The following is a 14108-nucleotide window of genomic DNA, read 5'->3' as shown; positions in this document are numbered from 1 at the left end:
ATGGTGCCAGCATTAATCACAACAAATCACCAGTTGATTACTTTTGATTAAACCAGGAGTCAAAACGATGAGTAAAGTGAACACCATTACCCGTGAATCATGGATTCTGAGCACTTTCCCGGAATGGGGTAGCTGGCTGAATGAAGAGATTGAGCAGGAACAGGTTGCTCCTGGTACCTTTGCAATGTGGTGGCTGGGGTGCACGGGGATCTGGCTGAAATCAGAAGGTGGCGCGAATATTTGCGTCGATTTCTGGTGCGGCACCGGCAAACAGAGTCACGGTAACCCGCTGATGAAAAAAGGCCATCAGATGCAACGCATGGCGGGCGTGGAAAAACTTCAGCCAAACCTGCGTACCACACCGTTTGTTCTTGATCCGTTCGCCATTCGCCAGATCGATGCCGTTCTCTCTACGCACGATCATAACGATCATATTGATGTCAACGTGGCGGCAGCGGTCATGCAAAACTGTGCCGATGACGTACCGTTCATCGGGCCGCAAACCTGCGTGGATTTATGGATCGGCTGGGGCGTACCGAAAGAGCGCTGCATCGTCATGAAACCGGGCGATGTGGTCAAAATTAAAGACGTTGAGATCCACGCGCTGGATGCCTTTGACCGCACTGCACTGATTACCCTTCCGGCCGATCAGAAAGCCGCAGGCGTACTGCCAGACGGTATGGACGAACGTGCGGTGAACTACCTGTTTAAAACGCCCGGCGGTTCCCTGTACCACAGCGGTGACTCTCACTACTCAAACTACTATGCAAAGCACGGCAATGAGCATCAGATTGATGTGGCGCTCGGCTCATACGGGGAGAACCCACGCGGCATTACAGACAAAATGACCAGCGCCGATATGCTGCGCATGGCGGAAGCGCTGAACACCAAAGTAGTGATCCCTTTCCACCACGATATCTGGTCAAACTTCCAGGCCGACCCGCAGGAGATACGCGTACTGTGGGAAATGAAAAAAGATCGCCTGAAGTATGGCTTTAAGCCGTTCATCTGGCAGGTAGGAGGCAAGTTCACCTGGCCGCTGGACAAAGACAATCTCGAGTATCACTACCCACGTGGCTTTGATGATTGCTTTACTCTTGAGCCAGACCTGCCGTTCAAGTCATTCCTCTGATTATTAAGGCCCATCGCCAGACCCGAGTGTCTGGCGGTTTCATATTTCTTTTAGTAATTTCACGCTATTTCAAATATCATCTTTTAAAATCAATTCTTATCGGAATAGCTCATGACGGAAGCGCAACGGCATCAAATATTACTGGAACTCCTGGCGCAAACAGGGTTTGTCACCGTTGAGAAAGTGATCGAACGTTTAGGGATTTCCCCGGCAACAGCGCGGCGGGATATTAATAAGCTGGATGAAAGCGGTAAGCTGAAAAAAGTCCGCAACGGTGCGGAAGCGATTAGCCAGCAGCGTCCACGCTGGACGCCGATGAACATTCATCAGGCGCAAAATCATGATGAAAAAGTCCGTATTGCCAGAGCGGCATCCCAGCTGGTGAACCCCGGCGAGAGCGTGGTGATCAACTGCGGCTCCACGGCGTTTCTGTTAGGTCGGGAGATGTGCGGAAAGCCAGTACAAATCATCACGAACTACTTGCCGCTCGCCAACTATCTTATCGATCAGGAGCATGAGAGCGTGGTGATCATGGGCGGCCAGTACAACAAGAGCCAGTCCATTACGCTCAGCCCGCAGGACAGCGAAAACAGTCTTTATGCCGGACACTGGATGTTTACCAGTGGCAAAGGCCTGACCGCAGATGGCCTCTACAAAACCGATATGTTGACCGCCATGGCAGAACAAAACATGCTTAACGTGGTGGGCAAGCTCGTTGTGCTGGTCGACAGCAGTAAAGTGGGCGAACGCGCAGGAATGCTGTTCAGCCGTGCTGAACAGATAGACATGGTGATCACCGGCAAAGGTGCCAACCCTGAGATCCTCCAGAAACTGAAAGATCAGGGTGTCAACGTCCTGTGCGTTTAAAGGTGCTGGCGGAAGAAGTCCACCGTGGCGTCCAGCGCCGTTGGCGTAATGCGGTGGCGAACGCCCGCTTCCCACAGGCAGGTCAGGTTGCCATCCAGCCCCTCGTGCTGCAGCGCCTGCTGAAGCCGGAACGTTTCTCCGGGTGGGACCACATCGTCCGCATCACCATGCCACAACAGCAGAGGACGATCGGCCAGACGCGGTAACGCCCGGGTAACCTCCCACTCTGCAAGCGCCGCCTCAACCTCCGTGAGTGCCTGAGGTGGAAAAAGCGTCTTCGCCAGTGAGGTAAAGTAGCCCGAGCCCATCAGACAAGCCACTGACTTCACTTCTGGATGGTGCGTCATGATCCCCAGCGCCGCCATCCCGCCCATCGATGCCCCAGCCACGGCCAGCCGATTATCAGCCACCAGCCCTGCCTGATAAAGCGCATCGCGCAGCCCGGCAAACTCGGTCAGGCTACCGTGCAAAATGTGCCAGAACTGCCCAAGTCGCGCCTGTTCGTTGCCGGTAAAACGTGCGCCGTGGTCAGGTGCATCCGGCATGACCACACGAAAACCGGCCTGCGCGAGTGCCACCGCAAAATAGCTGTAGACCAGCTTCGATGAGGTAAATCCATGATAAAACACTATAACAGGCAGTGGTTCCTCACGTTTTCCGGCGGGTGTTGCGTGTAATATTTCACGATCACCCAGATGGCGTATTTCAATTTCAATCATTGTCGACCCTGTAATGATGAATGATTCATAATGTTGAGAACTGGGTTACGATTTCACGCTATTTTCATTCGAAAATTACGCCCCAGCTAACACTTCGGGAACATTCCCCCAAAACTAAATTCACAGACAACTACACTATGGCTATCAGGAAACGAGATATGGTTATGCGCAGGTTTGCTGCTTTATTGCTGATGTTACTGCTCAGTGGCTGTAGCGCGCTGCAGGGAACGCCACAACCCGCTCCCCCGGTGGCCGATCACCCGCAGGAAATCCGTCGTAATCAGACGGAAGGATTACAGCGTATGGGTACCGTCTCTGCGCTGGTTCGCGGCTCCCCGGATGACGCGGAAGAAGCAATAAAGGCACAAGCCGTCGCCGCCAAAGCAGATTATTACGTCATCATTATGATCGACGAAACCATCATTACGGGACAGTGGTACTCACAGGCCATTCTGTATCGTCAATGATCGTCTTCATTTGAACGACATTTACACTGCTTTGCGTCCATAGACACTTTCCTGTCCACAATAAACTCCATGCCCGCAACAATGGAAGTGAGTTTATTCGCGAAGGATTGCCCGGCGGATACCGGAGACATGTGAAATGGAGCTGACGATGAAACGAACTCTTGCTTTGACCACACTGTTGCTCTCAGCAGGTCTTGTGAGCACAACCGCGCAGTCAGCTGAATTTGCCAGTGCTGATTGTGTGACTGGCCTGAATGAAATTGGCCAGATCTCCGTGAATAATATCTCGGGGAGCCCGCAGGACGTTGAACGTGTCGTTGCATTAAAGGCCGATGAGCAGGGTGCTTCATGGTATCGCATTATCCAGATGCAGGAAGATCAGTACATCGATCACTGGCGGGTACAGGCCATTCTCTACGCGTAATCCCCCCTCCGATAAAAGCCACTTACTTTTAGTGGCTTTTCGTTTTTGCAAATTTTTTATCTTTTAGCAAACCAATTAAAAACAATTAAATAACATTTTGTTACACTAAACCAGTAAACGTTATCTCTGCTCTGCCGTTGAAAAGCCATACCTTTTCAATGATGAGCAATTTATGATCAACTTTTTCCGTCGTGCAGGTCTGGGTGCAAAGCTGTCGCTGCTTACTGGTGCCAGTGTCGCCATCCTGTTTCTGTTTTTCACTTTTCTGCTCAGCCAAAAAGCCAGCCAGCAGCTTGAAGCCCTCGCGATAGAAGACCTGCATAATCAGTCCACCGGCATGGTCGATATGGTGCAGATGTTTAACACCAGCCTGAGTGAAGAGGTCGAGAGTTATACCCGGCTGTTTACCACCTTTTTGCCCCAGCCACTGAGCGTTGATAACACTCAAACCCAGACGATTAACGGGATTAACGTTCCGCTCCTGAAAGGAGGGGAAACCGGGCTACATGAAAACAATACCCTTTCAGACGATTTTCTGAGCCGGACAGGGGCAATCTCGACCCTGTTTGTGCGTAGCGGTAATGACTTTGTGCGCGTCGCCACATCGCTGCGTAAAGAGAACGGCGGGCGGGCAATGGGCACCGTTCTGGATACCACCAGCCCGGCCTTTGCCGCCGTCACCCGGGGCGAGGTTTATCGCGGTCTGGCGCTGCTGTTCGGCAAGCGCTATATCACCCAATACCAGCCGGTTAAAAACGCGGACGGCCAGGTCATTGCAATCATCTTTGTTGGTGTGGACATCACTCACTCCTGGAACGTCATGCGCGAGAAAATCCTCAACCGTCGACTGGGCGAGAGCGGTCACTTCTTTGTTCTGGACCGCAGCCACGGCAAAACGCGCGGGCAGTATCTGTTCCACACCAGCGCGGAGGGAAAAGTACCGGAGTGGGATAGCGCTATCCAGCAACAGCTGTTGAGTGATAAATCCGGCACGCTGGAGCGCGTCAGTGCCGATGGTCGCACGCTGACCATGGCGTATACGCCGCTGCCAGGCTGGAACTGGGCCATTGTCGGCGAAGTGGATAAATCGGTACTGCTCTCAAGCGTAATCACCATGCGCGACCGTTTCCTGCTGGCAGGGGTGGTGCTGTCAGTGCTCTTCGCGGGTCTGTTTGTGGTCATTATACGACGCATACTGACACGCCCATTGCGCAATGTGATCCACCTGGCCCGACAGTATGCCGCAGGCGATCTGCGCTCCAGCCTGCCCGTGACCCGCCAGGATGAGGTCGGTCAGCTCATCGATGCCATTAACGGTATTGGAGGGGGACTGCAGAAAATTGTTCTTCAGGTGCGCGAGGCCGCAGCGGAGATCCATATGGGCACCAACGCGCTGGCATCCGATAGCGAAGAAATCTCCGGGCAGATTAACAAGCAGGCCAGCAGTGTAGAAGAGACGTCTGCCAGCATGGAGCAACTGGCCGCGACCGTGCAGCAAAATGCCGCCAACATGGAGCAAACGCAGCAGCTGGTAGGCGAAACGTCGCGCGCGGTACACCAGGGCGGTGAGACGGTCACCCACGCTGTCGCTACCATGGATGATATTCGCGAAGCATCAAAGCGAATCGAAGACATCACGCGCGTGATTGAATCCATCGCGTTTCAGACCAACATTCTGGCGCTTAACGCAGCGGTTGAAGCAGCCCGCGCAGGCGAGCACGGAAAAGGTTTTGCGGTGGTGGCGCAGGAAGTACGCGCGCTGGCAGGACGCAGCGCCAACGCGGTGAAGGAGATTGAACAGCTCATCGGTGATACGCTCAGAAAAGTCAGCGAAGGCCATGCGCTGTCTGAACAAACGCGTCTGGCGATGGATTCCATCATCGTGCATATCGATAACATCAACAAGCTGGTCACGGAGATTAACCATGCGTCCCGCGAGCAATCCGCGGGAATAGGCCAGGTTAATCTGGCCATGACCCACATTGGCGAAGCGTCGCACATCAACGCCGACCGCGTCTTACGCAGCGAACAAACCGCACACACGCTGCGTGAGAAAGGCTCACACCTCACCCAACTGGTGAGCCTGTTCCAGCTAAAGAGTTAGCCAACCCTGCCCGTGGCACGCAACAGCAGGTCATTTTGCACCTGCTCGCTCATCAGCGTACCGCCACGGGTATCAAGCATCATGCGGCACCACGCCTGCGCCACGGGTGGCGATGCATGCCGCAGCATCTGACTTCCGGCCCCCAGCAGGAAAAGCTGTTGCGTGATCTCCCGTCCCTGCGCCTCCTGCGGTTTTCGCAGTTTTTGCTGAAGCTGACGCCAGCTGCGATCGAAGTGCCTGTCCTGCCCTTTTACCTGGGCAAAATCATCCACCAGCAGGTCGAGGATGCCGGATTGCTTCGTCAGTACACGCAGAACGTCCAGGCACATAATATTGCCGGACCCTTCCCAGATGCTGTTCACGGGCATCTCACGGTACAAACGGGGAAGCTCACTCTCCTCGCAGTAGCCTGTGCCGCCGAGCACTTCCATGGCTTCCGCCACAAACGGGATACCCGCTTTGCAGACGCTGTATTTCGCCGCGGGGGTGAAAAGGCGCGCCCAGGCTGCCTCCTGAGGATCGGCACGCCTGTCCCACGCCCGGGCCAGACGGAACAACAGTGCCGTCTGGCCCTCCAGCATAAGCGCCATGCGGCTCAGCACATCGCGCATGAGCGGCTGGTCGATAAGGTTTTTACCAAACGTCTGGCGTTGATGCGCATGGTAAAGCGCCACGGATAAAGCCCGACGCATCAGCCCATGGCTGCCCAGCGCGCAGTCAAACCGCGTCAGCCCGCCCATTCGGAGGATCTGGCGTACCCCTTCTCCTTCCTCCCCCAGCAGCCAGCCGGACGCATCCAGGAATTCCGCTTCGCTGCTGGCGTTAGAGCGGTTGCCGAGCTTCTCTTTCAGCCGCTCCAGACGTACGGCATTGCGTTGCCCGTCAGGCAAAAAGCGTGGAACAAAAAAGCAGGACAGCCCCCCTTTCGCCTGGGCCAGCACCAGATGCGCATCGCTTTGCGGCACAGAGAAAAACCATTTATGCCCGATAAGCCGGTAGCTGCCGTCATTGCACTTTTCCGCTTTGGTGGTATTGCTGAGTACGTCCGAGCCGCCCTGTTTTTCTGTCATCCCCATGCCAATCAGCAGGCCACGCTTTTGCGCCCCTGGGGCAAGATGAGGATCGTAACGATCGCTCATTAACGGCGTGATCCAGTCACGGAACGGCTCGGGCAGCGCCTGTTGCAGCAGCGGTGTAGCAGCAAAGGTCATGGTGACAGGGCAAAGCGTGCCCGCTTCTACCTGAGCGTGCAGGACAAAACGTGCAGCTCTGGCGACAAACGCGCCTTTGCGCGCCTCCTCTTCCCACGCCAGGTTATGGACACGGTTGGCGCAAAGTCCCTGCATTAAGAGGTGCCATGCGGGATGAAAGCGAACATCATCCAGTCGCTCCCCGGTGGCGTCATAGCGTAATAACTCCGGCGGATTAACGTTCGCCAGCCTGCCCAGCTCCAGCGATTCCGCGGTTCCTAACTGCTGGCCGATGCTGGCAAGAAGCTCGATATCCCACTCGGCGCCTTCGCGAACAACCGCGTCACGCAGAGCACAATCAGAGAGGAAAAGGTTGCTGTTTGAGAGCGGTGCAGGTTGATTAAAAACGGTATGGGTCTGCCAGTGCATGCTGTCTCCCTCCTTCAGTGGCAATGAAGATAAGTATGGACAGGCCACGTGCACGCTGCATGGGAGTGAGGTCACACGATGACGATCCCGCTGATATCATTCGTGAAATAGCTCACAGAACATAAGAATAAACTATTTCGCGCATTCGCTTTTGTTGAATAATTTATTCTTACCCCCTTTCAGTGAGGAACGTTATGCAACCGGACGCGCACAAGCGTGCATTAATTGCAGGCTCCATTGGTAACTTTATCGAGTGGTATGAGTTTGCGGTCTATGGTTTTCTGGCGACCGTAATTGCGAAGAACTTCTTCCAGCTTGAGGGGGACGCGGGGCTAACCAGCCTGATCCTTACCTACGCTTCCTTTGCCATCGCCTTCTTCTTCCGCCCGCTGGGCGCGGTGGTGTTTGGCAGAATAGGTGACCGGATAGGCCGAAAACCGACGCTGATTATTGTACTGGTGCTGATGACGCTGGCCACCGCCGCAATCGGTATTGTGCCGGTCTATGCCAGCATCGGTATTGCCGCCCCGCTGATTATCACGCTGCTGCGCATCCTGCAGGGGTTGTTCGCCGGTGGTGAGTATGGTGGCGCCGTCTCGCTGATGACCGAGTTTGCCCCACGCGGCAAGCGGGGCCTCTACGGTGCATGGCAGTCATTTACCGTCGCGCTGGGCCTGTTAGCAGGCGCTGGCATTGTCGCACTGCTCTCCACCCTTCTGACACCGGAAGCCCTGCATGACTGGGGCTGGCGCATCCCGTTCTTCCTGGCATTACCGATGGGCGTGGTGGCGCTGTGGCTGCGGGTGAGTATGGAAGAGACGCCAAGCTTTGTGCAACAGCAGGAAAAGCCGGTTGCCGCTCAGGCTGATACCGTCGCCACGCTCAACGCCATTGTGATGGGTATTGGCCGGGTGATGGTCTGGTCAGCGGCGGGTTATACCTATCTGGTGATAATGCCCACCTATCTGCAGTCGGCGCTGCATACCGGGTTTAACCAGGCGCTGTTGATTGCGGTGATTTCGAATATCGGTTTTGCGCTGACGATTATTCCGTCCGGGATCCTGAGCGACAAAATCGGACGCCGCACGGTGATGATCGTCGCCACCACGTTGCTGCTGCTCCTTGCCCTGCCGCTGCTGAAGGTTTTACAGGCGGAGTCCAGCACGCTGGCCATCAAAGCGCTGGTGGTGCTGATTGCGGGTGGTCTGGTGGGGATGCTGGCAGGTCCCGGGCCGGCGATGCTCTCAGAGATGTTCCCGACGCGCGTACGGTATACCGGGCTTGGGCTGGCTTATTCCCTGTCGAACGCCCTTTTCTCGGGCTGTGCGGGGCTGATTATTACCGGGCTGATTAAAGAGACGGGCAACCTGGATATTCCGGCTTATTACGTCATGGCGACGGCGGTAGTGAGTATCTTCGCGCTAATGACGCTCAGGAAGGATGACCATTTGCGGTCACTGGAGGAGTGAGTTTTTCACCGTCTGGTGACTCTCCCACAGAAAATACGAAAGGCCGTCCTCAGGACGGCCTTGCTGTTTATTCCCCGCGCTGACGTACCGCTTCAAACAGGCAGATACCTGTTGCCACGGAGACGTTCAGAGACGACACGCTGCCCGCCATTGGAATGCTGATCAGCTCATCGCAATGCTCACGGGTCAGACGGCGCATACCTTCGCCCTCAGCACCCATCACCAGGGCCAGACGGCCGGTCATCTTGCTCTGATACAGAGTATGATCCGCTTCACCCGCGGTACCGACGATCCAGATATTCTCTTCCTGCAGCATACGCATGGTGCGCGCCAGGTTGGTGACGCGGATCAGCGGTACGTTTTCCGCTGCGCCACAGGCCACTTTCTTCGCCGTCGCGTTAAGCTGTGCAGAGCGATCCCTCGGCACGATAACCGCATGAACACCTGCCGCATCTGCGCTTCGCAGACATGCGCCAAGGTTGTGCGGGTCGGTCACGCCGTCAAGGATCAGGAAGAATGGATTTTCCAGCCCGGCGATAAGATCCGGCAGATCGTTTTCCTGATACTGACGACCGGGCTTAACGCGGGCAATAATGCCCTGGTGAACGGCACCTTCACTTTTCTCATCCAGGAACTGGCGGTTCGCCAGCTGGATCACGACACCTTGTGCTTCCAGGGCGTGGATCAGCGGCATCAGACGTTTGTCTTCACGCCCTTTCAGAATAAACACTTCCTGAAAACGCTCCGGTGCGCGCTCCAGCAGGGCCTGCACCGCGTGGATGCCGTAAATCATTTCACTCATTGATGGTTCTCGTTCTGTCTTTTCTTTTCCCTCTCTCCGCAGGAGAGAGGGTCAGGTTGAGGGGGAGAATTACTCCGCCTGCTGTTTCTTCGCTGCGCGCTTTGCCCTGGTGGCAGCCGCAATTTTCTGCGTTTTGGTGGACGGCTTTTTCGCCTTCCGGGCCTCTTTCTTTGCGGCCTTCGGCTTCTGTTTCTTCTCACCGCGGAACGCGCTGTCTGGCTCGAAGTTTACCTTCTTACCCGCCTGACGACGTTTGCCACCGCTGTTGCCGTTGCCCCCTTTTTTCGTCTTTTCACGCGCCGTTTTACCCACATTACGCGGGGCACGCTCGCTGGAGATCAGGCTAAAGTCGATTTTACGGTCGTCCATATTAACGGCTTCGACCTTCACTTCCACGCGATCGCCAAGACGATAGGTCTGGCCGCCAGATTCACCAATCAGGCGCTGCCCGACCTGGTCGAAACGGTAATAGTCGTTATCCAGGCTGGAGACATGCACCAGACCGTCGATAAACAGTTCATCCAGACGGACGAAGAAACCAAAGCCGGTGACGCTGGCAATCACGCCTTTAAAGACGTTACCCACCTGGTCCAGCATAAAGTCACACTTCAGCCAGTCTGCCACGTCGCGCGTCGCTTCATCTGCACGACGTTCGGCCATGGAACAGTGCTGACCGAGTTGCAGCATCTCTTCCATTGAATAATGGTAGCCACCGGTTTCGGTCGTATTACCTTTATGACCCTGCTCCTGCGCCAGCAGATACTTGATCGCGCGGTGCAGGGAAAGGTCCGGATAACGACGGATCGGCGAGGTAAAGTGGGCGTAAGACTGCAGCGCCAGACCGAAGTGACCGCGGTTTTCCGGATCGTAAATCGCCTGCTTCATGGAACGCAGCAGCATGGTCTGCAGCATTTCTGCATCCGGGCGATCGCCAATCGACTCCAGCAATTCAGCGTAATCACGCGGCTCTGGCTTGTTACCGCCAGGCAGTTCCAGACCCAGTTCAGCCAGCACGGAGCGGAACGCAGTGATGGCTTCGGTCGACGGTTTATCGTGAATACGGAACAGCGCAGGTTCTTTGGCTTTCTCAACGAAACGTGCCGCCGAGATGTTTGCCAGAATCATACACTCTTCAATCAGCTTATGGGCATCGTTACGCTGGGTCTGCTCAATACGTTCAATGCGGCGTTCAGCGTTAAAGATGAACTTCGCCTCTTCGCTCTCAAACGAGATCCCGCCGCGCTCTTCACGCGCCTGATCCAGCGTTTTGTAGAGGTTATGCAGCTCTTCGATGTGTTTCACCAGCGGCGCATACTGCTCACGCAGATCCTGATCGCCCTGCAGCATATGCCAGACCTTGGTGTAGGTCAGGCGCGCATGGGAGCTCATTACCGCTTCGTAGAATTTGTAACCCGTTAAGCGCCCTTTGGTGGAGATGGTCATCTCGCAGACCATGCACAGGCGGTCAACCTGCGGGTTCAGGGAGCACAGGCCGTTAGACAAGACTTCCGGCAGCATCGGAATTACCTGTGACGGGAAGTAGACCGACGTTCCACGGCTGCGCGCTTCGTTATCCAGCGGAGTATGCGGGCGAACGTAATAGCTTACGTCAGCGATGGCAACCCACAGACGCCAGCCGCCGCCGCGTTTTTTCTCGCAATAAACGGCATCATCGAAGTCGCGGGCATCTTCACCATCAATAGTCACCAGCGGCAGATCGCGCAGATCCACGCGGCCCACTTTGGACTCTTCCGGCACGTCTTCTTTCAGGCCGACAACCTGCTCTTCAACCGCTTTCGGCCAGACGTAAGGAATTTCATGAGTACGCAGCGCCATATCAACGGCCATGCCGGTGCCCATGTTATCGCCTAACACTTCGACGATTTTCCCGACCGCCTTGGTGCGGCGGGTAGGACGCTGGGTGAGTTCAACCACCACCACAAAGCCCATACGGGCGCCCATCACCTCTTCAGGCGGGATCAGGATATCGAAGCTCAGGCGGCTGTCGTCCGGCACCACAAAGCCCACGCCAGCGTCGGTAAAGTAGCGGCCAACAATCTGGCTGGTTTTAGGGACCAGGACACGCACCACGCGCGCTTCGCGTCGACCTTTACGGTCCGCGCCCAGCGGCTGCGCCAGGATCTGGTCACCGTGAATGCACATCTTCATCTGCTCAGAGGAAAGATAAAGATCGTCTTTACGGCCTTCTACGCGCAGGAAGCCATAGCCATCACGGTGGCCGATGACGGTGCCTTTCAGCAGGTCAAGACGTTCGGGAAGCGCATAGCACTGACGGCGGGTAAAGACCAGTTGCCCGTCGCGCTCCATCGCGCGCAGGCGGCGGCGAAGGGCTTCAATTTGCTCTTCACCTTCAATGTTTAATTCAACGGCAAGTTCTTCACGATTGGCGGGTTTTTCGCGTTTTGTTAAGTGTTCAATGATGAACTCGCGGCTGGGGATAGGATTCGCGTATTTTTCGGCTTCGCGTTCCTGGAAAGGATCATGTGACATATCGGTTCCTCCGTTGTCAGCTCCGGTGGAAATTTTCTTCATTCCACCAGCAATAATTTATAAAGTGGTTGATTCTCTTCAACCAAATCGGCCAGCGTGTAGTTATCCAGTTCCTTGAGAAAACTTTGCACGGCCAGAGAAAGTGCCTGTTTAAGGCGACAAGCGGGCGTAATGTGGCAGAACGCGCTGCTGCAGTTCACCAGAGACAACGGCTCCAGTTCACGTACCACATCCCCAACACGAATACTCTGCGCCGGTTTACCGAGACGGATCCCACCATTCTTCCCGCGGACGGCAGCAACGTATCCGGCACGACTAAGTTGATTGATTATTTTGACCATATGATTACGGGACACACCGTATACCTCTGTAACCTCAGAGATACTGGTCATTTTCCCATCGGGTAACGACGCCATGTAAATCAGCGCGCGTAAGCCGTAATCGGTGAAACTTGTTAACTGCACATCAACCTCAGGAAAAAGGGAAAACGCGGATAAACCGCACAGATATTCATTAATGATGATAAACCAGCCAGATAGTAAGCGGCTAATTTATTTGACAGACGGGGCGAAAAAGCGGAGATCGAGGAGCGTTCGCCGGATGGCGCGACGCGTATCCAGCCTGCGGGTTGTCCCGCAGGCCAGCAGTCACGAAGATTATGCGTCGAACGGGTCGCGCAGGATCATCGTTTCAGTACGATCAGGGCCGGTAGAGATAATGTCGATCGGCACTTCGGTCAGTTCTTCAATACGCTTGATGTAATTCAGCGCTGCCTGCGGCAGACCACTACGCTCTTTCACACCGAACGTCGTTTCAGACCAGCCTGGCATGGTTTCGTAGATTGGCTCGATGCCTTTCCAGTCATCCGCAGCCAGCGGAGTGGTGGTCACTTCGCGACCATCAGGCATACGGTAGCCTACGCAGAGTTTCACCTCTTTCAGACCGTCCAGCACGTCCAGTTTGGTCAGGCAGAAGCCAGACAGGGAGTTAATCTGTACTGCGCGACGCACGGCTACCACGTCCAGCCAGCCGGTACGACGACGACGACCGGTGGTCGCGCCAAACTCGTTACCCTGCTTGCACAGGAACTCGCCGGTTTCATCAAACAGCTCAGTCGGGAATGGACCCGCACCCACGCGAGTGGAGTAAGCTTTGATGATGCCCAGAACGTAATCCACATAACGTGGACCCAGACCAGAACCGGTCGCAACGCCACCTGCGGTGGTGTTAGAGGAGGTAACGTACGGATAGGTACCGTGGTCGATGTCCAGCAGTGTACCCTGCGCACCTTCGAACATGACGAAATCGCCACGCTTGCGCGCCTGGTCCAGCAGATCGGACACATCAACAACCATACCGGTCAGAATGTCAGCAATCGCCATGACGTCATCCAGCACTTTCTGGTAGTCAACAGCGTCAGCTTTATAGAAGTTCACCAGCTGGAAGTTGTGATATTCCATCACTTCTTTCAGTTTTTCAGCGAACGTCTCTTTATCAAACAGATCGCCCACGCGCAGACCGCGACGAGCAACTTTGTCTTCATAAGCCGGGCCGATACCACGACCGGTCGTGCCGATCGCTTTCGCGCCACGCGCTTTTTCACGCGCTACGTCCAGCGCCACGTGATAATCAAGGATCAGCGGGCAGGCTTCGGAGAGCAGCAGACGCTCGCGAACGGGGATACCACGGTCTTCCAGACCTTTCATCTCTTTCATCAGAGCAGCCGGAGACAGCACAACGCCGTTACCGATGATGCTGGTGACGTTTTCGCGAAGAATGCCTGATGGAATAAGATGGAGGACGGTTTTTTCACCGTTGATTACGAGAGTATGGCCTGCGTTGTGACCGCCCTGGTAGCGTACAACATATTTAGCCCGTTCAGTCAGAAGATCAACAATCTTCCCTTTACCTTCGTCACCCCATTGGGTGCCCAGTACGACGACGTTGTTACCCATTTTTTTCAAAATCACCGTTTGCTTAAAAATGGATTCTAC

12 protein-coding genes are annotated in these 14108 nt (G+C 55.2%); 6 read left to right on the top strand and 6 right to left on the bottom strand.

Annotation, left to right across the window (positions count from 1 at the left end):
* Positions 1–67: 67 nt before the first annotated feature.
* Both ulaG and ulaR read left to right on the top strand, forming a co-directional pair.
* Complete coding sequence (gene ulaG / locus QLG09_RS17470; RefSeq protein WP_020882936.1) at positions 68–1132, top strand: L-ascorbate 6-phosphate lactonase; 1065 nt, start codon at positions 68–70, stop codon at positions 1130–1132.
* A 111-nt stretch (positions 1133–1243) separates the two neighbouring features.
* On the top strand, positions 1244–1999 hold the full coding sequence (gene ulaR / locus QLG09_RS17465; RefSeq protein WP_014168326.1) for an HTH-type transcriptional regulator UlaR: 756 nt from the start codon (positions 1244–1246) through the stop codon (positions 1997–1999).
* Here ulaR and yjfP read toward each other — a convergent pair.
* Positions 1996–2718, bottom strand: coding sequence for an esterase (yjfP, locus tag QLG09_RS17460; RefSeq protein ID WP_025206248.1), 723 nt, complete (start codon positions 2716–2718; stop codon positions 1996–1998). The genes ulaR and yjfP overlap by 4 nt on opposite strands.
* 137 nt (positions 2719–2855) lie before the next feature.
* Between yjfP and bsmA the strand changes: the two genes are divergently transcribed.
* From bsmA to QLG09_RS17445, 3 genes are all read left to right on the top strand, one after another.
* Positions 2856–3185 carry a biofilm peroxide resistance protein BsmA gene (gene bsmA, locus QLG09_RS17455; protein ID WP_025206249.1) on the top strand — a complete coding sequence of 110 codons (330 nt, stop codon included), beginning with the start codon at positions 2856–2858 and terminating at the stop codon, positions 3183–3185.
* A gap of 148 nt (positions 3186–3333) precedes the next feature.
* Positions 3334–3609: a DUF1471 family protease activator YjfN gene (gene yjfN, locus QLG09_RS17450; protein ID WP_025206250.1), complete on the top strand. Its 276-nt coding sequence runs from the start codon at positions 3334–3336 to the stop codon at positions 3607–3609.
* 172 nt (positions 3610–3781) lie between these two features.
* The gene (locus QLG09_RS17445; protein WP_049023717.1) at positions 3782–5713 is read left to right on the top strand and encodes a methyl-accepting chemotaxis protein; all 1932 of its coding nucleotides are present in this window, start codon (positions 3782–3784) and stop codon (positions 5711–5713) included.
* Here the strand turns inward: QLG09_RS17445 and QLG09_RS17440 are convergent.
* Positions 5710–7332 carry an isovaleryl-CoA dehydrogenase gene (locus QLG09_RS17440; protein WP_032681874.1) on the bottom strand — a complete coding sequence of 541 codons (1623 nt, stop codon included), beginning with the start codon at positions 7330–7332 and terminating at the stop codon, positions 5710–5712. The two genes, QLG09_RS17445 and QLG09_RS17440, sit on opposite strands and share 4 nt — an antisense overlap.
* Before the next feature lie 194 nt (positions 7333–7526).
* Between QLG09_RS17440 and QLG09_RS17435 the strand changes: the two genes are divergently transcribed.
* Positions 7527–8801, top strand: a complete 1275-nt coding sequence (locus QLG09_RS17435) for an MFS transporter (RefSeq protein ID WP_047954945.1) — start codon at positions 7527–7529, stop codon at positions 8799–8801.
* A gap of 67 nt (positions 8802–8868) precedes the next feature.
* Here QLG09_RS17435 and rlmB read toward each other — a convergent pair whose 3' ends face one another.
* The 4 genes from rlmB to QLG09_RS17415 all read right to left on the bottom strand — a co-directional run bounded on the left by rlmB (position 8869) and on the right by QLG09_RS17415 (position 14069).
* The gene (rlmB, locus tag QLG09_RS17430) at positions 8869–9603 is read right to left on the bottom strand and encodes a 23S rRNA (guanosine(2251)-2'-O)-methyltransferase RlmB (protein ID WP_014168319.1); all 735 of its coding nucleotides are present in this window, start codon (positions 9601–9603) and stop codon (positions 8869–8871) included.
* A 69-nt stretch (positions 9604–9672) separates the two neighbouring features.
* Complete coding sequence (gene rnr, locus QLG09_RS17425) at positions 9673–12114, bottom strand: ribonuclease R (protein ID WP_041162388.1); 2442 nt, start codon at positions 12112–12114, stop codon at positions 9673–9675.
* Positions 12115–12152: 38 nt separating this feature from the next.
* Positions 12153–12578, bottom strand: a complete 426-nt coding sequence (nsrR, locus tag QLG09_RS17420) for a nitric oxide-sensing transcriptional repressor NsrR (RefSeq protein ID WP_014168317.1) — start codon at positions 12576–12578, stop codon at positions 12153–12155.
* Positions 12579–12770: 192 nt separating this feature from the next.
* Positions 12771–14069, bottom strand: coding sequence for an adenylosuccinate synthase (locus QLG09_RS17415; protein WP_025206256.1), 1299 nt, complete (start codon positions 14067–14069; stop codon positions 12771–12773).
* Positions 14070–14108: the final 39 nt, after the last annotated feature.

The sequence above is a fragment of the Enterobacter sp. V89_11 genome (genome assembly GCF_029967775.1).
In the GTDB taxonomy this organism is placed as follows: Bacteria; Pseudomonadota; Gammaproteobacteria; order Enterobacterales; family Enterobacteriaceae; genus Enterobacter; species Enterobacter ludwigii.
This window is presented reverse-complemented; position numbering and strand designations above follow the sequence as displayed.